The 21,492-nt window shown below is 70.4% G+C and carries 22 protein-coding genes; 12 read left to right on the top strand and 10 right to left on the bottom strand.

Annotation, left to right across the window (positions count from 1 at the left end):
• The first annotated feature begins 18 nt into the window (after window positions 1-18).
• From ACKI2N_RS01040 to rfaE2, 6 genes are all read left to right on the top strand, one after another.
• Window positions 19-1,002: a fumarylacetoacetate hydrolase family protein gene (locus ACKI2N_RS01040; protein ID WP_420993938.1), complete on the top strand. Its 984-nt coding sequence runs from the start codon at window positions 19-21 to the stop codon at window positions 1,000-1,002.
• Between the two features lie 184 nt (window positions 1,003-1,186).
• On the top strand, window positions 1,187-2,080 hold the full coding sequence (locus tag ACKI2N_RS01035) for an enoyl-CoA hydratase/isomerase family protein (protein ID WP_420993937.1): 894 nt from the start codon (window positions 1,187-1,189) through the stop codon (window positions 2,078-2,080).
• A 113-nt stretch (window positions 2,081-2,193) separates the two neighbouring features.
• The gene (locus ACKI2N_RS01030) at window positions 2,194-3,105 is read left to right on the top strand and encodes a PhaM family polyhydroxyalkanoate granule multifunctional regulatory protein (RefSeq protein ID WP_420993936.1); all 912 of its coding nucleotides are present in this window, start codon (window positions 2,194-2,196) and stop codon (window positions 3,103-3,105) included.
• Window positions 3,106-3,144: 39 nt separating this feature from the next.
• Entirely contained in the window at window positions 3,145-4,392 is a 1,248-nt protein-coding gene (locus tag ACKI2N_RS01025; protein WP_420993935.1) for a patatin-like phospholipase family protein, read from the top strand.
• A 222-nt stretch (window positions 4,393-4,614) separates the two neighbouring features.
• Window positions 4,615-5,478, top strand: a complete 864-nt coding sequence (locus ACKI2N_RS01020; protein WP_020206569.1) for a ferritin — start codon at window positions 4,615-4,617, stop codon at window positions 5,476-5,478.
• A 115-nt stretch (window positions 5,479-5,593) separates the two neighbouring features.
• Window positions 5,594-6,088 (top strand): D-glycero-beta-D-manno-heptose 1-phosphate adenylyltransferase, encoded by a 495-nt coding sequence (gene rfaE2, locus ACKI2N_RS01015; RefSeq protein ID WP_420993934.1) that lies wholly within the window; start codon window positions 5,594-5,596, stop codon window positions 6,086-6,088.
• Between the two features lie 163 nt (window positions 6,089-6,251).
• Here the strand turns inward: rfaE2 and ACKI2N_RS01010 are convergent, their stop codons facing one another.
• The 3 genes from ACKI2N_RS01010 to ACKI2N_RS01000 form a co-directional block, all read right to left on the bottom strand.
• On the bottom strand, window positions 6,252-6,998 hold the full coding sequence (locus tag ACKI2N_RS01010) for an SPOR domain-containing protein (protein ID WP_420993933.1): 747 nt from the start codon (window positions 6,996-6,998) through the stop codon (window positions 6,252-6,254).
• A gap of 98 nt (window positions 6,999-7,096) precedes the next feature.
• Complete coding sequence (locus ACKI2N_RS01005) at window positions 7,097-7,930, bottom strand: type III pantothenate kinase (RefSeq protein WP_420994132.1); 834 nt, start codon at window positions 7,928-7,930, stop codon at window positions 7,097-7,099.
• An 11-nt stretch (window positions 7,931-7,941) separates the two neighbouring features.
• Window positions 7,942-8,838, bottom strand: a complete 897-nt coding sequence (locus ACKI2N_RS01000) for a biotin--[acetyl-CoA-carboxylase] ligase (RefSeq protein WP_420993932.1) — start codon at window positions 8,836-8,838, stop codon at window positions 7,942-7,944.
• A 265-nt stretch (window positions 8,839-9,103) separates the two neighbouring features.
• Here ACKI2N_RS01000 and ACKI2N_RS00995 point away from each other — a divergent pair, with 265 nt between their 5' ends.
• The 5 genes from ACKI2N_RS00995 (at window position 9,104) to ACKI2N_RS00975 (ending at window position 14,006) form a co-directional block, all read left to right on the top strand.
• A complete protein-coding gene (locus ACKI2N_RS00995; RefSeq protein ID WP_420993931.1) occupies window positions 9,104-10,225 on the top strand; it encodes an MlaE family ABC transporter permease in 1,122 nt (373 codons plus the stop codon).
• Entirely contained in the window at window positions 10,222-11,088 is an 867-nt protein-coding gene (locus ACKI2N_RS00990; protein WP_420993930.1) for an ABC transporter ATP-binding protein, read from the top strand. Before ACKI2N_RS00995 ends, ACKI2N_RS00990 begins: the two co-directional genes overlap by 4 nt.
• Window positions 11,085-12,026 (top strand): MlaD family protein, encoded by a 942-nt coding sequence (locus ACKI2N_RS00985; RefSeq protein ID WP_420993929.1) that lies wholly within the window; start codon window positions 11,085-11,087, stop codon window positions 12,024-12,026. Before ACKI2N_RS00990 ends, ACKI2N_RS00985 begins: the two co-directional genes overlap by 4 nt.
• A gap of 63 nt (window positions 12,027-12,089) precedes the next feature.
• Entirely contained in the window at window positions 12,090-12,746 is a 657-nt protein-coding gene (locus ACKI2N_RS00980) for an ABC-type transport auxiliary lipoprotein family protein (protein WP_420993928.1), read from the top strand.
• 9 nt (window positions 12,747-12,755) lie between these two features.
• Complete coding sequence (locus tag ACKI2N_RS00975; protein ID WP_420993927.1) at window positions 12,756-14,006, top strand: VanZ family protein; 1,251 nt, start codon at window positions 12,756-12,758, stop codon at window positions 14,004-14,006.
• A gap of 837 nt (window positions 14,007-14,843) precedes the next feature.
• Here the strand turns inward: ACKI2N_RS00975 and ACKI2N_RS00970 are convergent.
• The 5 genes from ACKI2N_RS00970 to pxpB all read right to left on the bottom strand — a co-directional run bounded on the left by ACKI2N_RS00970 (window position 14,844) and on the right by pxpB (window position 19,155).
• Window positions 14,844-15,794 carry a DUF979 domain-containing protein gene (locus tag ACKI2N_RS00970; RefSeq protein WP_420994647.1) on the bottom strand — a complete coding sequence of 317 codons (951 nt, stop codon included), beginning with the start codon at window positions 15,792-15,794 and terminating at the stop codon, window positions 14,844-14,846.
• Between the two features lie 3 nt (window positions 15,795-15,797).
• Window positions 15,798-16,547, bottom strand: a complete 750-nt coding sequence (locus ACKI2N_RS00965) for a DUF969 domain-containing protein (protein ID WP_420994648.1) — start codon at window positions 16,545-16,547, stop codon at window positions 15,798-15,800.
• Window positions 16,548-16,658: 111 nt separating this feature from the next.
• Entirely contained in the window at window positions 16,659-17,399 is a 741-nt protein-coding gene (pxpA, locus tag ACKI2N_RS00960) for a 5-oxoprolinase subunit PxpA (RefSeq protein WP_420994649.1), read from the bottom strand.
• Window positions 17,400-17,482: 83 nt separating this feature from the next.
• Window positions 17,483-18,508: a biotin-dependent carboxyltransferase family protein gene (locus tag ACKI2N_RS00955; protein WP_420994650.1), complete on the bottom strand. Its 1,026-nt coding sequence runs from the start codon at window positions 18,506-18,508 to the stop codon at window positions 17,483-17,485.
• Entirely contained in the window at window positions 18,505-19,155 is a 651-nt protein-coding gene (gene pxpB, locus ACKI2N_RS00950; protein ID WP_420994651.1) for a 5-oxoprolinase subunit PxpB, read from the bottom strand. The genes ACKI2N_RS00955 and pxpB overlap by 4 nt, the downstream gene beginning before the upstream one ends.
• Window positions 19,156-19,456: 301 nt before the next feature.
• On the opposite strand from pxpB, the gene ACKI2N_RS00945 reads away from it, so the two are divergent.
• On the top strand, window positions 19,457-19,648 hold the full coding sequence (locus ACKI2N_RS00945; protein ID WP_420994652.1) for a hypothetical protein: 192 nt from the start codon (window positions 19,457-19,459) through the stop codon (window positions 19,646-19,648).
• Here the strand turns inward: ACKI2N_RS00945 and lipA are convergent.
• A complete protein-coding gene (lipA, locus tag ACKI2N_RS00940) occupies window positions 19,630-20,625 on the bottom strand; it encodes a lipoyl synthase (protein ID WP_420994653.1) in 996 nt (331 codons plus the stop codon). The two genes, ACKI2N_RS00945 and lipA, sit on opposite strands and share 19 nt — an antisense overlap.
• Before the next feature lie 43 nt (window positions 20,626-20,668).
• Complete coding sequence (lipB, locus tag ACKI2N_RS00935) at window positions 20,669-21,394, bottom strand: lipoyl(octanoyl) transferase LipB (RefSeq protein WP_420994654.1); 726 nt, start codon at window positions 21,392-21,394, stop codon at window positions 20,669-20,671.
• Window positions 21,395-21,492: the final 98 nt, after the last annotated feature.

Below are 21,492 nucleotides of genomic sequence, written 5' to 3'. Positions count from 1 at the left end.
CCCAATGCACCTGAATACATGAAACTCGCCACCCTCAAGGACGGCTCCCGCGACGGCCAGCTCGTGGTCGTCTCGCGCGACCTCAAGACCGCGCACTACGTCAACGATATCGCCGGCAAGCTGCAGACCGTGCTGGACGACTGGCAGTTCTACGCGCCGCAGCTGCAGGACGTCTACGACGCGCTCAACGCCGGCCGCGCGCGCCACCCGTTCGCGTTCGATGCGCGCGCCTGCATGGCGCCGCTGCCGCGCGCCTACCAGTGGGCCGACGGCTCGGCCTACGTCAACCACGTCGAGCTGGTGCGCAAGGCCCGCGGCGCCGAGATGCCGCCCGAGTTCTGGACCGACCCGCTGATGTACCAGGGCGGCTCCGACGACCTGATCGGCCCGCACGACGACATCGTGTGCGCCAGCGAGGCCCACGGCATCGATTTCGAGGCCGAGGTGGCCGTCATCACCGGCGACGTGAAGGCCGGCGCCACGCCCGAGCAGGCCGCCGAAGGCATCCGCCTGCTGATGCTGGCCAACGACGTGTCGCTGCGCAACCTGATCCCGGCCGAGCTGGGCAAGGGCTTCGGCTTCTTCCAGAGCAAGCCGGCCACGGCATTCTCGCCGGTGGCGGTGACGCCGGACGAGCTGGGCGAAGCCTGGCGCGAGCGCCGCGTGCACCTGCCGATGACCGTGCACTGGAACAGCAAGAAGGTGGGCTGGCCCGACTGCGGCACCGACATGGTGTTCGATTTCGGCCAGCTGATCGCCCACATCTGCAAGACGCGCAACGTGCGCGCCGGCAGCATCGTCGGCTCGGGCACCATCTCCAACGTGGACCGCAGCAAGGGCTACTGCTGCATCGCCGAGAAGCGCATGCTGGAGATCATCGACGGCGGCCAGCCGGTCACCGGCTTCATGAAGTTCGGCGACGCGGTCAAGATCGAGATGTTCGACGCGCAGGGACACTCGGTGTTCGGCGCCATCGACCAGCTGGTGTCGGCGCGCGGCTGAGCCCGCGCGGCGGGCCCGCTGGCGGCGGCGCGGCCGGCACGCTTATAATTTTCCGACCGCCCGGTTGGCTAATTGCCACCGGCCGCGCGACCCCGGCGGTCGGCGGCCGCCGGCGGTGCCCCGGGCCGCCTGGCGCGGCCCGGCCCATGCTCCACTACGGAATGGCCGAGGCCATCGCTGCCCCATGAACGCACTCCCTCCGCAGTCTTCGCAGTCTTCGCCGTCTTCGCCCTCGTCACCCTCTTCGCCGCCCGCCCCGCAAGGCACCGCCCCGCTCTCCCCGCGCTATGCCCGCTACAGCGCGCTGACGCTGCGCCAGCACGGCCCCATCCTCGAGATCGTGATGGGCGCCGGCCAGTCGGCCAACGGCAAGCTGGCCACCGCCGACGCCAACATGCACCGCGAGCTGGCCGAGATCTGGCGCGACGTGTCGGCCGACCCCGACATCCGCGTGGCGCTGATCCGCGGCGAGGGCAAGGGCTTTTCGGCCGGCGGCGACCTCTCGCTGGTGGAAGACATGGCCAACGACTTCGCCACGCGCACGCGCGTGTGGCACGAGGCGCGCGACCTGGTCTACAACGTGATCAACTGCGACAAGCCGATCGTGTCCGCCATGCACGGCCCGGCCGTGGGCGCGGGCCTGGTGGCCGGGCTGCTGGCCGATATCTCGATCGCGGCGCGCACCGCGCGCATCGTCGACGGCCACACCCGGCTGGGCGTGGCGGCCGGCGACCACGCCGCCATCGTGTGGCCGCTGCTGTGCGGGATGGCCAAGGCCAAGTACTATCTGATGCTGTGCGAGTCGGTGAGCGGCGAAGAGGCCGAGCGCATCGGGCTGGTGTCGCTGGCGGTGGACGAGACGGAACTGGTCGGGCGCGCCTTCGAGGTGGCGCGCAGGCTGGCCGCCGGCTCGCAGACCGCGATCCGCTGGACCAAGTACGCGCTCAACAACTGGCTGCGCATGGCGGGGCCGTCGTTCGACAGCTCGCTGGCGCTGGAATTCATGGGCTTTGCCGGCCCCGACGTGCGCGAAGGCGTGGCCAGCCTGCGGGAGAAGCGGCCGCCGCAATTCGACTGAGGCGGCCCGACTGAGGTGGCCGATTGAGGCGGCCCGATTGATGCAGCACGATTGATGCAGTTCGACCCCCGCAGCCGGCGCCGCCGGCTGCCGACCCTCGGAGGCGAGTGACCATGTTCGGCCAGATTCCAGATTTCACCAACGGCTTCGAGTTCCTGCGCAAGATGTGGGGCAGCGCCGCCGGCATGCCCGGCGGCCTGATGCCCGGCCTGCAGGCCATGACCCCACCGATGGACCTGGAAGAACTGGAGAAGCGCATCCACGACCTCAAGGCCGTGGAAGGCTGGCTGCAGCTCAACGTCAACCTGCTGCGCACCACCATCCAGGGCCTGGAAGTCCAGCGCGCCACCCTGGTGGCCTTGCAGACTTTCGGCAGCGCGCTCTCGCCGGAGGCCATGCAGAGCGCCATGGAAAACGTGGCGCGCGCCGCCAACGCGCCCAGCGCGGTGCCGCCGCACCAGCGCCGGGAGGATCACGCCCCGGCGTTCGGCGCGCGCGCCGAACCCACGGTGGAAGAAAACGAGGACGACGAGGACGACGACTCCGCGCCAGCGCCGCCCGAAGCCGCGCCGGCATCCCAGGACAGCGCGCAAGCCAAGGGCCAGGAGAGCGCCGCGGCGCCCAACGCCGGCATCTGGTGGGACATGCTGCAGCAGCAGTTCAACCAGATCGCCGCCAGCGCCGCCACCGCCAGCCTGAACCCGTTCGGCAGCCTCGGCGGCTTCGGCATGGCGGGGGCCGCCACGCCCGCCGCCGCGCCCGCGGCGCCGGCGCGCGGCAAGAAGGCCGCCGGCACGGCACGGCCGGCCAGGAAGGCCGCGGCGCGCAAGACCGGCGCCACAGCCAAATCCGCAGCCAAGTCCGCGGCCAAGTCCGTCCCCAAGGCGGGCACAAAAACCGCCGCCAAACCCGCGCGCAAGGCGGCAGCCAGGCGCCCGGCGGCGACGAAGCCGGCCGCCGCGCCCCCCGACGCCGTGCCCGAGGCCGGCGGCAAGCCGGACACCGAGCCCGGCGGCGACCGCTGATGGCTCGCCTGGCCGCCCCCTGAGCCCCCGCCAGAACGCATGCCCGCACCGAAATCCACCGCACTGATCATGATGGGCGGCGGCGCGCGCGCCGCCTACCAGGCCGGCGTGCTGCGCGGCATCGCGCGCATCGCCGCGCGCCACGGGCTGGACCGCGGCCGCATCCCGTTCGACATCATCTGCGGCACCTCGGCGGGCGCCATCAACGGCGCCGGCATGGCCATCAACGCCGCCAACTTCCGCGCCGCCGCCGACAGCCTGGCCGCGCTGTGGGGCGGCATCCATGCCGAGGACGTGTACCGCACCGGGCTGGTGGGCGTGGGCGCCTCGGGCGCGCGCTGGCTCTCCGCGCTGGCCTTCGGCTGGGTCACCCGCCGCGCGCCGCGCGCGCTGTTCGACAACGCGCCGCTGGGCGGCATGCTGGCCGAGCTGTTCGACCCCGAGCGCGTGCAGGCCAGCCTGGACGCCGGCGACCTGCAGGCCTTCGCGGTGACCGCGCTGTCCTACAGCACCGGCCGCCACGTCACCTTCTACCAGTCGCACCGCCGCATCCACCCGTGGAAGCGCAGCCAGCGGCTGGCGGTGGAGGCCAGGATCGGCGTGGACCACCTGCTGGCCTCGTCCTCGATCCCGTTCCTGTTCCCGGCCCTGCCGCTCGAGCTCGAAGGCCACCACGAGTGGTTCGGCGACGGCACCATGCGGCAAATGTCGCCGCTATCGCCGGCCATCCACCTCGGCGCGTCGCGCATCCTGGCCATCGGCGCCGCCTCGCGCCAGCGCGCGGGCTGGTTCGACACCGTGCCGGCGGGCGGCTACCCGTCGCTGGCGCAGGTGGGCGGGCAAGCGCTGGCGAGCATCTTCCTCGACGGCCTGTCGGCGGACCTGGAGCGCCTGCAGCACATCAACAGCCTGCTGTCGCGCATGCCGGACATCGCCAACGACAGCGAGGGCTGGCGCCCGGTGCAGGTGATGACGATCTCGCCCAGCGAGCCCATCGAAGCCATCGCCGTGGCACACGTGGCGCGGCTGCCGCGCACGGTGCGCGCCCTGCTGACCCCGCTCGGCGGCACCGAGGCGCGCGGCGCCGCCTTCGCCAGCTACCTGCTGTTCGAGCCGGAATTCACCCAGACGCTGATCGACCTCGGCGAGCGCGACGCGATGGCGCAGCAGCACGAACTCGCCGCCTTCCTGTACGGCATCATCCCGCCGGACGGCGGCGATGCGCACGAGGGCACGGTCCCCGCCCCGGCGGCCGAGGCCGTGCCGCCTGCCGGGGTGACCGCCTGAGCGTGAGCGGCAGCGGCGGCGGCGCGAGCGGCGCGCGGCGCGCTTTTTCGAGCATTTCCGCGGCACGGGGGCGGCCGGCAAGCGGCCAGACGCGCGCGATATTCGCCCACAACTTCGCATTTTCGCGGCGCGGCCGCCTCCAGCCGCTTGCATTCGACGCAAAAAGGGCGTTGGGAATAATTCGCATCTGGTAGAATCTGCCCGTAATTTCAAAGGCTTACCATGCTCTACCCCGAACTGTTCAAATCGCTGGAAGCGGTCCGTTGGCACATGGACAAGGACATCCCCTGGGATTCCTTCGACGCGAGCCTGCTCACCGACGACCAGGCCAAGACGATTCGCATGAATGCCATCACCGAGTGGTCGGCCCTGCCCGCCACCGAGATGTTCCTGCGCGACAACCGCCACGATTCCGACTTTTCGGCCTTCATGAGCATCTGGTTCTTCGAAGAGCAGAAGCATTCGCTGGTGCTGATGGAATACCTGCGCCGCTTCCGCCCGGACCTGGTGCCGACCGAGGAAGAACTGCACGCGGTGCGCTTCGAGTTCGACCCGGCCCCGCCGCTGGAAACGCTGATGCTGCATTTCTGCGGCGAGATCCGCCTCAACCACTGGTACCGCCGCGCCGCCGAATGGCACACCGAGCCGGTGATCAAGCAGATCTACCGCACCCTGTCGCAGGACGAAGCCCGCCACGGCGGCGCCTACCTGCGCTACATGAAGAAGTACCTCGTCCAGTTCGGCGACAGCGCGCGCTCGGCCTTCGCCAAGATCGGCGTGCTGATGGCCTCGGCGCGCCGCACCGACAAGCCGCTGCACCCGACCAACCTGCACGTCAACAAGACGCTGTTCCCGAACGACACCATCCAGTCGCGCCTGCCCGACCCGGACTGGCTCGAGCACTGGCTCGACGAGCAGATCCGCTTCGACGAAGGCTGGGAAAAGAAGGTGATCGAGCGCATCCTGCACAATATGTCGCTGCTGTTCGAACGCACCTTCGAGACCGTGCAGGACCTGAACCGCTACCGCAAGGAACTGAACGCGCGCCTGCAGGCCGCGGGCGGCGCCCAGCCGGCGCAGGCCTGAGCGCCCTTGGCCCGCAAGGTGCCGGACGAGCGCGGCACCTTCGATGCCTTAGCAGCGACAAGCCCCATCGTATGATGGGGCTTTGTTTTTTCAAGACACAGACCCAGCCATCGCCATGCTCCCCGCCTCCTTCGAATCCAAACTGGTCCCGCCCGACGACGCCGCCGCGCTGGCCCGGCAGCTGGCCGCGCTGCCGCGCCCGATGGTCTTCACCAACGGCGTGTTCGACATCCTCCACCGCGGCCACGCCACCTACCTCGCGCAGGCCAGGGCGATGGGCGCCAGCCTGGTGGTGGGCGTCAACAGCGATGCCTCGGTGCGCATGCTGGGCAAGGGCGACGACCGTCCGCTCAACCACGAGGCCGACCGCATGGCGCTGATCGCCGCGCTCGCGTCGGTGGACCTGGTGGTGATGTTCCGCGAGAAAACGCCGGTCGAGCTGATCCGGCTGGTGCGCCCGGACATCTACGTCAAGGGCGGCGACTACGACATCGACACGCTGGAAGAAACGCGGCTGGTGCGCAGCTGGGGCGGCCAGGCCCATGCCATCGCCTTCCTGCACGACCGCTCCACCACCAAGCTGCTGACCAAGGTGCGCCAGGGCGGCTGAGCGCCAGGCCCGGTCCCGCGCCGCGCAACGACGCCAGGATCTTCCACAGCCCCGAGGCTGCCGCGAAAAGAAGCGAAGCGGTCCTGGCCAGGCGCGCGGCCGCGGACAGTACAAGTGGTACGGCAAGGCCGCGCAACGACGCCAGGATCTTTTTGCGGCAGCCTCAGGTGCAGGTCAGCAGGTCGGGCATGCCATAGCGCCGGCGCACCTCGTCGAGCCGCGTGCGCAGCGCGGCGTCGGCGTTGCGCACGCGCAGCCACTGGCGCGTGAGCGGGTGCGGCGCGTCGCTCAGCAGCGCGGTACGCACGCCGTGCTCGCGCAGGTTGTCCAGGAAATGCTCGGCGTGCTCGCGCTCCTGGAACAGCCCGAGCGATACCGTATAGGTTTCCGGCGAGCCGCCGCTGACCACCGCCACGTCGGTGATATTGCGCCGGCGCAGTTCGCCCAGCTTGCGGTCCAGGTTTTCGCGCGACGGCTGCGGCGGCAGGTGGACCCACCAGCGTGCCTGTTCCTGCCGCTCGAACTGCTCCACCCGCCACGCGCCCGGCGGCGCGCCGGCCAGCTCGTCGGCCACGCGCCGCACCAGGTCCCCGTTGAAACCGCCGATCTCCACGCAGGCCGAGGCCACCGGCGTGACCGCGGCCGCCTGCGCGGCGCTGGCGCCCTGCGCGGCCGGCGCCGCCTGGCCGGATTCCGTGGCCGGCACCGCGGGCGCGGAGGCCGCGCGCGCGCCCTCTTGCCGCGCCATCGGGCGGAAGCGCTCGGCGCGCGTCTGCAGGGCGGCCCGCTCGGGCTCGCGCGGGCTTTCCAGCCAGCCCGACAAGGGGCGCGGGCCGAAGGCGCCGAGCACGGCGGCCAGCAGCAGGGCGTTGAGCAAGACCAGCAGGATGAACAGGTTGCGCAGGAGCATGGGGGCGATGCGGGCGGAACGTCAGGTAACGCGCGTGAAGCGCCGGAAAGGTGCGAAAGAAATCGCGAAGGATCGTGTGTAGGTGGCCATGTGCGCGGTCACTCCGGCATGATGCCGGCCCCGCCTTGCGCGGCCATGACATGCAGGCCCAACAGCACGAGATTGTCGTGCTGCTCGAACGGCATGGAGAGCGCGTTGGCGAGTATGTGGCGCGCGCCGCCCGAGAGCAGGCAGCGCGCCGGCCCGCGCGCGGCCAGCGCGCGCCAGGTGCGCTCCACCGCACCGGCCTGCGCGGCCAGGCAGCCGGCGGCGATGGCGTCGCGCGTGTTGTCGGCCCACGGCGCGGACAGGCCGGCGTCGCCGGCGGCCAGCGCGGGCAGCTGCGCCGTGTTGCGCGCCAGCGCGCCCAGCATCAGGTCCATCCCGGGCAGGATCAGGCCGCCTTCGAAGCGGTCCTGCGCGCTCACCACGTCGAGCGTGGTGGCGGTGCCGGCCGTGACGATCAGCAGCGCGCCCTGCGGGCGGTAGCGGCGCGCGCCGATGCTGCCGGTCCAGCGGTCCACGCCAAGCTGGCCGGGATCGCGGTAGCCGTTGACGAGGCCGCCGAAGCGGGGCGCCGAGCGCACCCAGGTGACGCCGGTGCCGGCGCCGAACACGGTATCCAGCGCGGCCTGCAGGCTGGCCGCCACCTCGGCGCCGGCCACGTTGCTGACCCACACCTGCGGCCGCGCGCCGGCGGCGGCGTCGCGCAGCGCGCCCCATTGCGCCAATAGCACGGCAGGCTCGCCGTGGGCCGCCGCGCCCGCGTGCTGCCACGGCGTGGGCAGCGGGCCCTCGGCCGCGGCGGCGCCGGCGGCGGGCAGGGCCTGCGCGCACCACGCCCATTTCAGGCGGGTGTTGCCGATGTCGACCAGCAAGCGCGGCGCCGGCATGGCGGCGGCGCTCATGCCGGCGCCCCGCCCGCGCCGGCCGGCACGGCCCGCAGCGACACCTCGCCGCTGGAAATCCGCTCCAGCCCGGCGGCGGTTTCCAGCAGCAGGTGGCCGTCGCCGTCCACGCCGCGCGCCAGGCCCTCGGCCTGCACCTGGCCATCGTGCAGCAGGCGCACCGGCTGGTCGCGGAAGGCGTCGCGCGCCGACCAGCGCGGCGCCATCGGCGCGAAGCCGCCGGCAATGAACGCCGCGCGCATCGCCGCCAGCCGGTTCAGCACGGCGGCCAGCAGCGTGGTGGGATCGAGCGCCGGCAGGTATTCGGCCACGCCCGCCAGTTCGCGCCCGAGCGCGGCTTCCATCTGCGCGTCGCGCACCAGGTTCAGGCCGATGCCGATCACCGCCCAGACCCGCTGCGGCCCCGCCGGCACCGACTCGATCAGGATGCCGGCCAGCTTGCGGCCGTCGATCTGCAGGTCGTTGGGCCATTTCAGGCCGACCGCGGCGCCCAGGCGCGCGTCGCAGTCCGCCAGCGCCTCGGCCAATGCCAGGCCCACCGCCAGACTTAGCCCGCTGAGCTGCGACGGCGCCAGCGGCAACGGCAGCGCCACCGAAAAGGTCAGCCCGGCCTGCCCTTGCCAGGGCCGGCCCTGGCGCCCGCGCCCGGCGGTCTGGCGGTAGGCCAGGCGCAGGGTGCCGGCGTCGCCCCACGGCGCGGCGCGGCTGGCCAGCGTGAGATCGGCGTTGGTGGAGCCGGTTTCCTCGACCGCGTCGAGGATCCAGCCGCGCGCCGCGCCGTCCAGCGCGGCGCGCAGGCGGTCCAGGTCGATGCGCCAGGCCGGAAGCGGCGAGGGAGGCGGCGAGGGCTGTGACGGCAAGATCGGCGAGGGCGGCGGATGGTCAGCGGACATGCGGGGCGATGGGCACGGAAAACACGGGAAGCACGAACATACGGAGCGGCCCCACGCGCGCGCGGCGGAACCGCGCGGCAAGGCCAGCTCCGCATTGTAGCCGCGCCGTTGGCGCGGGAAAGGCAAAGGAGAGGCGAAGTCAAGGCAAAGCCGGGGCACAGGAAAAGCGACGCGCCCGAGGCCGGCGCGCGGCCCCGCCCTTAAGGCGCCCGCTATGCCTGCGCGTGGCTTAGAATCGAGACTTGCCCATCACTTCCCCCCTCCATTGGAAAGCCTCAGCACGCCAGCCCTCGAAGTGACGCGCGCGGACGGCGCGGCAACGGCGCACCTGCGCGGCGACTGGACCGCGCTCGCGCTGTCGGACTGCCACCGCGCCCGCGCGCTGCGCCACGAGCTGCACATGGTCGGCGCCGAAGCGCACTGGTCGCTGGCGGGCCTGGGCCGCCTCGACCACGTCGGCGCGCAGCTGATGTGGCAAGCCTGGGGCAGCAAGCTGCCCGAACGGCTGGAGGCCAATGAAGCCCAGCGCCGCGTGTTCAGCCGCGTGGCCGCGCTGCGCCGCGAAAACTGGAAGAAGCACATGGTGGACCGCTTCAACCCGATCACGCTGCTCGGCGCCTCCATCCTGTCGCTGCTCGCGCAGCTCGCCAACGGCGTGACCATGCTGGGCCAGCTCGCCTTCGACCTGCTGCGCTTCGCGCGCGCGCCGCAGCGCGGGCCGTGGCGCGAGATCTCGGCCAATATCTACAACATCGGCTACAAGGCGCTGGGCATCACCGCGCTGGTGGGATTCCTGATCGGCATCGTGCTGTCCTATCTGTCGGCCAATCAGCTGCGCATCTTCGGCGCCAGCATCTTCATCGTCAATATCCTCGGCATCGCGGTGATCCGCGAGCTGGGGCCGGTGCTGGCCGCCATCCTGATCGCCGGGCGCTCGGGCTCCGCCATCACCGCGCAGATCGGCGTGATGCGCGTCACCGAGGAGCTCGACGCCATGCGCGTGATGGGCATCTCGTACGGCTTCCGGCTGATCATGCCGCGCGTGATCGCGCTGGCCGTGGCCATGCCGCTGCTGATCGCCTGGACCGACGTGATGACGCTCGGCGGCGGCATGTTGGCCGCGCACTTCCAGCTCAACATCAGCGCGGCCTTCTTCCTGCGCGCGCTGCCGGACGCCGTGCCGGTGTCCAACCTGTGGCTCGGACTCGGCAAGGGCGTGGTGTTCGGCATGCTGATCGCGCTCACGGCCTGCCACTTCGGCCTGCGCGTGCAGCCCAATACGCGCAGCCTGGGCGAAGGCACCACCGCCTCGGTGGTGACCTCGATCACCGTGGTGATCGTGGCCGACGCGATCTTCGCCATCCTCTTCAAGGACATCGGCATATGACCGCAGCCATCGTTCCCGCCGTGCCGGCCGGCGTGCAGCACGACAAGCGCACCACGGTGATCGAGGTGCGCGACCTGGTCAAGCGCTTCGGCGACGCGCTCGTGCACGACCACCTCAACCTCGACGTCTACCGCGGCGAGGTGCTCTCGGTGGTGGGCGGCTCGGGCAGCGGCAAGACCGTGCTGCTGCGCCAGATCGTGGGGCTGGAGCGCCCCACCTCGGGCACCATCCGCGTGTTCGGCGAAGACCTCAAGACGCTCGGCACGGCCCGCCTGCAGGCGCTGCGCAACCGCTGGGGGCTGCAGTTCCAGCGCGGCGCGCTGTTCTCCGCGCTCTCGGTGATCGACAACATCGCGCTGCCGCTGCGTGAACTTCGCACCCTGCCCGACGATCTGATCTGCCAGGCTTCGCTGCTCAAGCTGCAACTGGTGGGCCTGAGCGCGCGCGACGCGGACAAGATGCCGTCCGACCTGTCCGGCGGCATGATCAAGCGCGTGGCGCTGGCGCGGGCGCTGGCGCTGGAGCCCGAGCTGGTGTTCCTGGACGAACCCACGGCCGGGCTGGACCCGATGGCCTCGGACGACTACGTGGCGCTGATCCGCGAACTGCGCCGCGAGCTGGGCCTGACCGTGGTGATGGTGACGCACGACCTCGATACGCTGGTGGCGCTGTCGGACCGCGTGGCGGTGCTGGCGGACCACAAGGTGCTGGCGGCGCTGCCGATCCGCGAGCTGGTGCATATCGACCATCCGTTCATCCGCGAGTACTTCCTCGGCGAACGCGGGCGACGCGCCATGCAGGGCCTGCCGCCGCTGCCGGCGGCGGGCCCCGGCCCGGCAAGCCCGCAACCTGGAGAAGCATGATGGAAAACAAGTCGCACGCCTTCCTGGCCGGCGTGTTCACGATCGGCCTGGCGATCCTGGTGCTGTTCTCGATCTTCTGGTTCAGCAGCGACCACGCCGTGCTGGTGCCGTACGATCTCATCACCCGCTCCACCGTCAACGGACTCGGCCCGCAGGCCGACGTCAAGTACCGCGGGCTGGACGTGGGCAAGGTGGACTCGATCCGCTTCGACCCGGCCGTGCCGGGCCAGATCATCGTGCGCGTAAGCGTCGACCAGAACGCCCCCATCACCACCACCACCTACGCCACGCTGAGCTTCCAGGGCGTGACCGGCATCGGCTACGTGCAGCTCGACGACACCACCGCGCAGAACGGCGGCCAGCCCTCGCCGCACCTGCCCACCTCGGCCAAGGCGGTGGCGCGCATCGCCATGCGCGCGGGCTTCTTCGAGGAGCTGGAAAAGCGCGGCGACTCCCTGCTGACGCAGCTCGAGACCATCATGGACTCGCTCGGCAACATGTTCCAGGCCGACAACCGGCGCGACCTGATGGAGGCGATCCGCTCGGTGCACACCACCGCCAACGACTACTCGCGCCTGGCCCATGCGATCGAACCGGCGGTGCGGCAGTTGCCGCAGGTCACCGAGAACCTCAACGCCACGCTGGCCTCCACGCGGCGCCTGACGCAGGAACTGGCCAGCCCAGACGGCACCGTGCTGCGCACCGTGGACAGCGTCGGGCGCAACCTCCAGGGCGCCGCCGACTCCGTGCAGTCGGCCGCCGCCGGCATCTCGCAGGACACGCTGCCGCAGGTCAACGGCCTGGCCCGCGATGCGCGCCAGACCGTGCGCAGCATCGACCGCGCCGCCAACCAGTTCAACGACAGCCCGCGCAGCGTGCTGTTCGGCGGCCCGGCGGCCACGCCGGGGCCCGGAGAACCGGGCTTCAGCCCGCCCTGAAGCCAACCGCGCAATCCGAGCCACCGAAGCCACCGAAGCCACCGCAGCGACCAGGAAGCCGCCATGCCGCGTACCCGCGCCACACCTCCGAGCCAACCGCCTGCGGGCCAGCCGCGGCACGCCACGATGCGCGCCGGCGCCGGCACGCTGGCCGCCCTCGCGCTGGCCAGCCTCGTGCTGGGCGGCTGCGCGTTCTCGCCCTCCGCGCCCACCATCACCTACGACCTCGGCCCGTCGGCCGGCGCCGCGCCGGGCTCCACGCCCCTGCCCAGGCTGCGCGTGGCGCAGACCGACGGCCCCAGCTGGCTCGACGGCAACGGGCTCTACTACCGCCTGCACTACGCCCAGGCCGAACGCCTGCAGCCCTATGCCACCCAGCGCTGGGTGATGTCGCCGGTACGCCTGTTCGACGAGCGCCTGCGCGAAGCCGTGGCCTCGCGCGGCGCGCTGACCTGGTACGGCGACACCGCCGCGCCGGCGCTCAAGGTCGACATGCTGGAGTTCGAACAGGTCTTCGACAGCGCCAGCGCCAGCCGCGCCGTCATCCGCGTGCGCGCCACGGTGTTCCGCAGCGGCCTGATCGGGCAGAAAACCTTCGTCGCGGAGCAGCCCGCGCCCACGGCCGACGGCGCCGGCGGCGTGAAGGCGCTGGCCGCGGCCAGCGACGCCATCATCGCGGCCATCCTCGACTGGGCGGCCACGCTGCCGCTGCAGCAATAAACGCACCGCATGGCATCGGCCTCCCCGCCGCCCCTTCCGTCCACGCCGCCGCCGGTACCGCCGCCGCTGCCGCGCCACTCCCCGCTGGCGCGGGTGGGCCTGCTGTGCTTCACCTTGCTGGTGGTCTACGGCAGCCTCTACCCGTTCAGCGGCTGGACCAACAACGGCATCTCGCCGCTGGCCTTCCTCACCGCGCCCAAGCCGCGCTACCTGACCGAGTTCGACATCATCACCAACGTGCTGGGCTATTGCCCGTTCGGCGCGCTGGTGGTGCTGGCCCTGCACCCGCGCGTGTCCGGCGCGCGCGCCACGCTGCTGGCGCTGGCCGCGGGCGCGGTGCTGTCGGGCACCATGGAAGCGCTGCAGACCTGGCTGCCCAACCGCATCTCGTCCAATATCGACCTCATCACCAACGCGCTGGGCGCGCTGCTGGGCGGCGCGGTGGTGGCGCCGTTCTCGGCCGCGCTGATCGACCGCGGCTCGCTGCGCCAGCTGCGCATGGCGTGGTTCGAGCCGCACGCCAGCTTCGCCATCATCCTGATCCTGCTGTGGCCGCTCGCGCAGATCTTCCCGCAGGACTACCTGTTCGGCATGGGCGGCATCGTGCGCGAATGGCTGACCGACCCGGACTCGTGGCCGGTGCAGTGGCTGCAAGGCGTGTTCCCGGCGCTGCCCGGCATGATCGAAAGCATCGGCCTGCTGCGCCCCGACGACGCGCAGGGCCAGCAACTGGTGGAGTCGCTGGTGACGGCCTGCGGCTGGGTCGGCACGGGCCTGTTCGCCTCGGCCGCCATGCGCCGCCAGGCACCGATGCTGCGCATCCTGGCCGGCCTGCTGGCCGCCACGCTGCTGCTCAAGGCGGTGGTCGCGGAAGTGCAGTTCCCCGACGACAACGCCTTCAACTGGCTATCCGAAGCCGGCCGCTTCGCGCTGCTCACGGGCTCGCTGGTGCTGGTGCTGCTGCTGTACCTGCCGCGCTGGCTGCGCGGCGCGCTGGCGCTGGCCGCGCTGATGGTGCTGCTGGTGCTGTGCAACCTGCTGCCGGCCAACCCGTACTCCTGGATCTCGGAACAAGGCTGGCGGCTCGGCCGCTTCATCCACTTCAACAGCCTGTCGCAATGGCTGGGGTGGATGTGGCCGTTCCTGGCGGTGTTTTATCTGATCTGGCGGTTTGAGCAGTTCCAGATCGACCGGCGCAGCCTGCGGAGGGCGCGGCGCAAGTTGCGGAGGCAGGGGGAGGAGAGGGGGATGGGGGGATAGTCTGTGGGCCTGGCGGCTTTGATTTGATTGGCTTATTCGGGCGTGTGTGTGAGAGAGTGTGCTTGCGTCTGCGGGCCTGGCGGCTTGGGCTTGGTAGCCCATTCGCACACATGTAAGTGTCACTTTTCTTTTCTCGAAAAGAAAAGTAACCAAAAGAAAGCGATTCTTGCAGAAGGCTGGGCGCTCAGACTTTAAATCTGATTTGGGTTTCGTGGTGGGCGCGACGGCTTCGATAAGACTGCTGACGCTACCGGTTTGCTCGCCTGCGGCGTCGCGGGTGGTGTTCGATTCGTGGTGGCGCTGCATGATGGCAGCAGCCCAGGTGGTTCAAGCTGCTGCCGCGACCGGAGCGGATGCCACGTCATAGGACTGGCACTGGTTTCGTGGTGGGCGCGGTGGCCCCGGCTTGAGACGAGCCCGGCACACCCGCGCCCCGGTCCACCACGCCCACCACGAAACCACGATGGTGCTACGTCGTGGCCGCCCAAACCGGTAACGGCAGATGGCCGGACAAGCAGTGTGCCCGCCATCATAGGTCTGACCCCGAGACCACCGCCGTCAGCAAGATCGTGGCCGCTCGCACCGGTAACGGCAGGATGCCAGCAGAACCACCGTCCCCACCACGAAACCACCAACAACCAGAAACCCCAACGTTTCTGCCCCTGCCGGCCAGGCAGTCCGCTTTCTTTGCCTACTTTCTTTTCGGAAAAAAGAAAGTAGGTCGCTCCGGGGGAGCGAAAGCCTTTGACTTTGGTGTTGATTTCAGTCTTTTAAAGAATTTGAAACCGATTTTGACTCTGAAGCCAAAACTTCAGAATCAAAACAGCCAATCCCCGCCTACATCAAGAAATACAACAACCCAATATTAGCCACCAAAATCAACAACGCCGTAGGCACCTGCGCCCGAATCACAGCATTCTTGTCGCTGAGCTCCAGCAACGCCGCCGGCACGATATTGAAATTGGCCGCCATCGGCGTAAGCAGCGTCCCGCAATATCCCGAGAACATCCCGATGGCCGCCATCACCGCCGGGTTGCCATGGAACATGTTGACCAGGATGGGCACGCCCACGCCGCCGGTCATCACCGGGAAGGCCGCGAAGCCGTTGCCCATGATCACCGTGAACAGCGCCATGCCCACGCAGTACACCACCACGGCCACCAGCTTGTAGTCCATGTTGATGTAGGCGGTGGTCAGGTGCGCCACGGCCTTGCCCACGCCGGCGTCCGCGAACACCAGGCCGAGCATGGCCAGCATCTGCGGCAGCACCAGCGCCCAGCCGAGCGACTCGGTCAGGCGGCGCGATTCGCGCATGCCCTGCATCACCGTGTCGCGGGTGAGCCAGCACGCGGTGCCGAGCGCGATCAGGCAGCCGATGCCGAGCGAGACGAAGGTCACGTTCTTGGGATCGAGCAGCGCCAGGCCGCCGATCTTCACGTCCTTGAACAGCACGGTGCCGATCACGGTCACCAGCGGAATCAGCAGCGCCGGGATGAACAGCTTGTTGCCCAGGCGCTTGGCCGAGGCGCGGCGCTCGCCCTCGGGCAGCGTGCCGTGCTTGCCGTGGCCGACGCCGCCGAAGCCGGCGATCAGCGCCATCACCACCGCGCCGATGCCGACGATGGCCGGCGGCAGCTTGTCGCCAATCAGGAAGACCAGCGCGTAGAGCGCCCAGAACAGGCCGGTGGAAAGGCGGCGCGGATGCTCGCGGTCGGCGAAGGTCATCAGCGCGGTGATGGCCAGCACCAGGCCGGCCAGCCAGTAGAGATAGTCGATGGATACGATCATGGCTTACTCCCCGCTCTTGACGTTGGCGGCGGCACCCGCGCCGGCGGCGCCGGGGGCGGCGGCGCGGCTGCCCATCTCGCGGGCCAGCCAGCCGTCCAGGCGCTTGAGGCGCACGGCGTGGATCAGGAAGGCGCAGATCGCGGTGGGAATGCCCCACACGGCGATGTGCAGCGGTTCCACGTCGATGTTGGAGGACAGCAGGAAGGTGTGCATCAGCGCGATCGCGCCGAAGGCCACGAAGATGTCCTCGCCGAAGAACAGGCCGACGTTGTCGGTGGCCGCGCAGAAGGCCAGCACGCGCTGGCGCACCGGCTCGGGCAGCTTGCCGAAGCGGCTCTCGGCCGCGCCTTCGGCCATCGGCGCGAGCAGCGGACGCACCATCTGCGGGTGGCCGCCGAGGCTGGTCAGGCCCACCGCGGCGGTCAGCTCGCGCACGCCGAGGTAGACGATCAGCAGGCGCCCGACGGTGGCCGAGGCGATGCGCGAGATCCACGCCTGCGCGTGCTCGCGCAGCCCGTGCCGCTCGAGCAGGCCGATCACTGCCAGCGGCAGCAGGATGATGAGAGGCAGGTTGCGCGTCTTGACGAAGGCGGTGCCGATCGCAGTGAAGATCTGCATGACCGGCATGCTTGCGGCAAGGCCCGTGGCGATGGCGGCAAGCGCCACCACCATCATGGGATTGAAGCGCAGCACGAAGCCGAGAATGATGATACCGACCCCGACTAGGGGCCAGAGATTGACTGCCTGTTCCATGAGAGACACCAGTAGCGTGTGATGGAGGCGAATGCCCCGCGCCGCGCCATGCTGCTCGGCGCCCGTGGGGCACGGTAATGCCGGATCCTGGGGACGCGCGCCGCGCGTCGCTCAGGCTCCGGCGCGGATTGCGATGCCTTCGGCGCCGAGCCGCTCGCGGATGCGGCGCGCAAAGGCAAGCGCGTGTGCGCCGTCGCCGTGCAGACACACGGTTTCGGCGCGGATCGGTACCCAAGTGCCGTCGATGGCGCGCACGCGCTGCCCGCGCACCATGTCGAGCGTCTGGCCCAGGGCCACGTCTTCGTCCTCGTGCAGCGCGCCCGGCGTGCCGCGCCTGACCAGCGAGCCGTCGGGGTTGTAGCCGCGGTCGGCGAAGACCTCTTCCTTCACCTTGAGGCCGGCCTCGCGCGCCACCTTGACCATGGCGCTGCCGGCCAGGCCGAAGAAGACCAGGTCGGAATCGAAATCGCGCACCGCGCGCACGATGGCGCCGGCCAGCACGGGGTCCTTGGCGGCCTGGTTGTAGAGCGCGCCGTGCGGCTTGACGTGGGCGAGCTGCCCGCCCTGCGCGCGCACCAGCGCCGCCAGCGCGCCGATCTGGTAGAGCACGTCGGCGTACACCGCGTCGGGCGCGAGCTGCATCTCGGTGCGGCCGAAGTTCTCGCGGTCGGGGTAGCTCGGGTGCGCGCCGATCGCCACGCCGGACTCCAGCGCCCAGCGCACGGTCTGCAGCATGGTGGCGGCGTCGCCGGCATGCCAGCCGCACGCCACGTTGGCCGAGCTGATCAGCGCGAGCAGCTCGCGGTCGGTGCCGCAGCCTTCGCCGAGGTCGGCATTCAGATCGATGTGCATTGCATTACTCCTGGTTCTGTCCTTGCCGGCGATGCGGCCATGTCCATGTGCGGGTCGTTCCGGGGCGGCGGGCGGGAGCCATGTCAGGCCACCGCGAGCCGCGTGCGCGTGCGGCGCCTTGCCGCGATCACCATGCTGCCGTCGCCCTGCCACTGCAGGGCCTGGTCGACCTGCTGCAAGTAACGGTCCAGCTCGGCCTGCGCGGCGGCGGCCTGCTCCAGCGTCACACGCACGAAGCGCACCGGCGCACCGAGCGGCACCTGCGCCAGCCGCCACAGGTCCGCGCCGATCACCACGCCGATCTTGGGATAGCCGCCGGTGGTCTGCGCGTCGGCCATCAGCACGATGGGCTGGCCGGCCGGCGGTACCTGCACCACGCCCGGCAGCACGCCGTGCGAGAGCAGGTCCGCCGCGCGCGCGGGCTCGCGCGTCAGCGCGGGGCCTTGCAGGCGCAGGCCCATGCGGTTGCTGTTGGGGGTGACGACCCACTCGGACTGCCACAGCGCATCGCGCGCGGCGGCCTCGAAGTCGTCGTATTCCACGCCGGGCAGCATGCGGATCGGCACCGCGTCGCCGAGCTTGCCCACCGGCAGCGCCCAGGCCGGCGCCTGCACGCCGAGCCAGTCGCTGTCGTCGGCCACGCCGGGCCGCCCGGCCGCGAGCCGGTCGCCTTCGCGCAGCGCGCGCCCGGCAAAACCGCCGAAGCCGGCCTTGAGGTCGGTGCTGCGCGAGCCCATCACCGGCGCCACGCCGATGCCGCCGGCCACGCACAGATAGCTGCGCGTGCCGCCCTGCGCGGCCGACAGGGTCAGCGTCTCGCCGCGGCGCACGTCGAAGGCGTGCCACGACCACACCGGCACGCCGTCCAGGTTGGCCTTGCATTCGGCGCCGCTGAGCGCCACGCGCATGTCGGCATGGAAGCGCACCGCGGCGCGGCCCAGCGTGAATTCGATGGCGGCGTCGCCGGCGTCGTTGCCGAGCAGGCGGTTGCCGATGGTGAGCGCGACGGTGTCGAGCGCGCCCGCGGTGCCCACGCCGAAGCGGCGGAAACCGGGGCGGCCGAGATCCTGGACCGAGGCCAGTGCGCCGGAGCGGAGGATTTCGATCACGCCCGCACCTCCTCGGCCACGAAGCGCACCGTATCGCCGGGCGCGAACAGGGAAGGCGGATCGCGGTCCGCCACGAACAGCTCGCTGTCCGTGTGCCCGATCAGTTGCCAGCCGCCGGGCGCGGCGGCCGGGTAGATGCCGGTCTGCTCGCCGCCGATGCCGACCGAGCCGGCCGGCACCGACAGCCGCGGCTCGCGCCGGCGCGGCGTGGCCAGCGCGGGATCGAGCCCGCCCATGTAGGCAAAGCCGGGCTGGAAGCCGAGGAAGTACACCACGTATTCGCCCGCGCTGTGGCGGCGCACCACTTCCTGCGCGCTCAGCCCGGTGTGGGCCGCCACCTCGGCCAGGTCGGGGCCGTGTTCGCCGCCGTAGCGCACCGGGATCTCGACCAGCCGGCCGGTGGCCTCGCGCGCTTCGCCGGAAGCCCAGGCGAGCTTGAGGTTGCGCTCGAGCGCCTGCGGGTCGGCATCCTGGTCGAACACCACGGTCAGGTTGTTCATGCCCGGCACCGCGTCCACCACGCCGCGCCATTCGGCGGCGCGCTGCGCCATGGCCCAGATGCGGCGTTGAACGTCGAGCGAGGCCGGCGGCGGCACGCTGCACAGCAGCGCGCGTTCGGCCAGGCGGTGAACGGAACATCGGGACATGGGCGGCACCGGGAAGGGACCTGACCTTGCAGTGTAGGCGGGCGCACCGGACTCGTCAGGCGCGGCGCCGGCCACCAGGCGGTCCGTTGCATCAATCTTTTTTCATCGACAATTTGTCGATAAATTCATGATAACCAAACGAGAAGATGATGGGGCTAGGGGTAGACCCTAGGCGCGCGGAAAGGCTACCGGTAGCGCCGCCCATGCCGCGCCCCGCCTTGGTGCAAGCCGCACCGAGGGGGCGCCTGGCGGATGTCCACGGAGAGCTGGCGGGGTCCGCTACGGGCGATGACGGTGCAGGATGAGCGTTCCCGGCGCGCCGGCCCGGCCGGCCGGAAAAACGGATTTTTTTGCGCTGCGCGGCGCGATCGTGGCGCGCCCGCAACGCCGCCGCCCGGCGGCGGGATGCGCGGGCAAAAAAACCGGCCGGTGGAAAACCACCGGCCGGCCTGTCCAGCAGGAAGACGCGCAGGCTCAGGCGAAGCCGGCCTGATGCGCCTGCTGGTCGGCGTGGTACGAGCTGCGCACCATCGCGCCCACGGCGGCATGGGTGAAGCCCATCTTGTAGGCCTCTTCCTCGTACATCTTGAAGACGTCCGGATGCACGTAGCGCATCACCGGCAGGTGGTGGCCCGACGGCGCCAGGTACTGGCCGATGGTCAGCATGTCGATGTCGTGGGCGCGCATGTCGCGCATGACTTCGAGGATTTCCTCGTCGGTCTCGCCCAGGCCCACCATCAGGCCGCTCTTGGTGGCCACGGTGGGATTGCGGCGCTTGAATTCCTGCAGCAGCTTGAGCGAGTGCGCGTAGTCGGCGCCCGGGCGCGCCTGCTTGTACAGGCGCGGCACGGTTTCCATGTTGTGGTTCATCACGTCGGGCGGGCCCGACTGCAGGATGTCCAGCGCCTTGTCCAGGCGGCCGCGGAAGTCCGGCACCAGCACTTCGATGCGGGTGGAGGGCGACAGCGCGCGGGTCTGCGTGATGCAGTCCACGAAATGCTGGGCACCGCCGTCGCGCAGGTCGTCGCGGTCGACGCTGGTGATGACCACGTAGTTCAGGCGCAACTGGGCGATGGTGCGGGCCAGGTTGCCCGGCTCATTGGCGTCGAGCGGGTCGGGGCGGCCGTGGCCCACATCGCAGAACGGGCAGCGGCGCGTGCACTTGTCGCCCATGATCATGAAGGTGGCCGTGCCCTTGCCGAAGCATTCGCCGATATTCGGGCAGCTCGCCTCTTCGCATACCGTGACCAGGTTGTTGGCGCGCAGCACGTCCTTGATCTCGTAGAAGCGCGAATTGCCGGTGGCCGCCTTGACGCGGATCCACTCGGGCTTCTTGAGCTTCTCGGCCGGCACGATCTTGATCGGGATGCGCGCGGTCTTGTCGGCGGACTTCTGCTTGCGGGTCGGGTCGTACTGCTCCGCCTGGGGCTGCGGGGCTTCGCTGGAAGTGGCGATCAGGGCGTCGCTCATAGTGTTCTCCGCACGCGCGGTGCGTGCATATTCGGCTGGATGACTAGTTGGCCAGGGCCGCGGCGGGATTCGGGCCGGCAGCCACGGCGCGCTCGTGCGCCGCTGCCAGTACGTCGCACAGTGCCGCCGCAAGGCGCCGCGCGATATCGGTTTGCTGTGCCGCGCCCACCGGCAGGCGGGAGGCCCCATCGGCCACCGCACAGGTGGCGCCCGCGGTGGCCATGTCGACCGTTTCCAGCCCGGCATAGCCGCAGGGGTTGATGCGCAGGAAGGGCGCAAGGTCCATCTGCACGTTCAGGCTGACGCCGTGATAGCTGCAGCCGTTGCGGATCTTGAGCCCGAGCGCGGCGATCTTGGCGCCCCGGTGCGGACCTGCGGAAAGGTAGATCCCGGGCGCGCCCGCCTTGCGTTCGGCTGCGAGATTATACGCCGCGAGCGTGTCCAGCACGGCCTGCTCGATCGCATGGACCAGCTCGCGCACCATCAGGTGGCGCCGGCGCAGGTCCAGCAGCAGGTAGGCCACGACCTGGCCCGGCCCGTGGTAAGTGATCTGTCCGCCACGGTCGATGCGCACCATGGGAATCGCCCCGTCGGGCGCCAGCAGGTGCGCGGGGTCGCCGGCCTGGCCGAGCGTGTAGACCGGGGGATGCTCCACCAGCCAGATCTGGTCGGGGGTTTCGGCGGTGCGGGCGGCGGTATAGGCACGCATCGCGTCGAAACAGGGCTGGTAGTCCTGGCGGCCCTGCTCGATGACTTGTATCGCTTGCATGCCGGCAGTTTAACGAAAATACGAAAAAGGGGCGGTCGCCGCTGGCGCCGCCCCTTGTCTGCACCGGGTCTTGCCGCAGGCCGCCTCAGCCCGTGCCG

It is taken from the genome of Cupriavidus sp. 30B13 (assembly GCF_049059565.2).
Classification (GTDB): Bacteria; Pseudomonadota; Gammaproteobacteria; order Burkholderiales; family Burkholderiaceae; genus Cupriavidus.
Note: the sequence above shows the minus strand (reverse complement) of the source record. Positions and strands in the feature narration are given on the sequence as shown.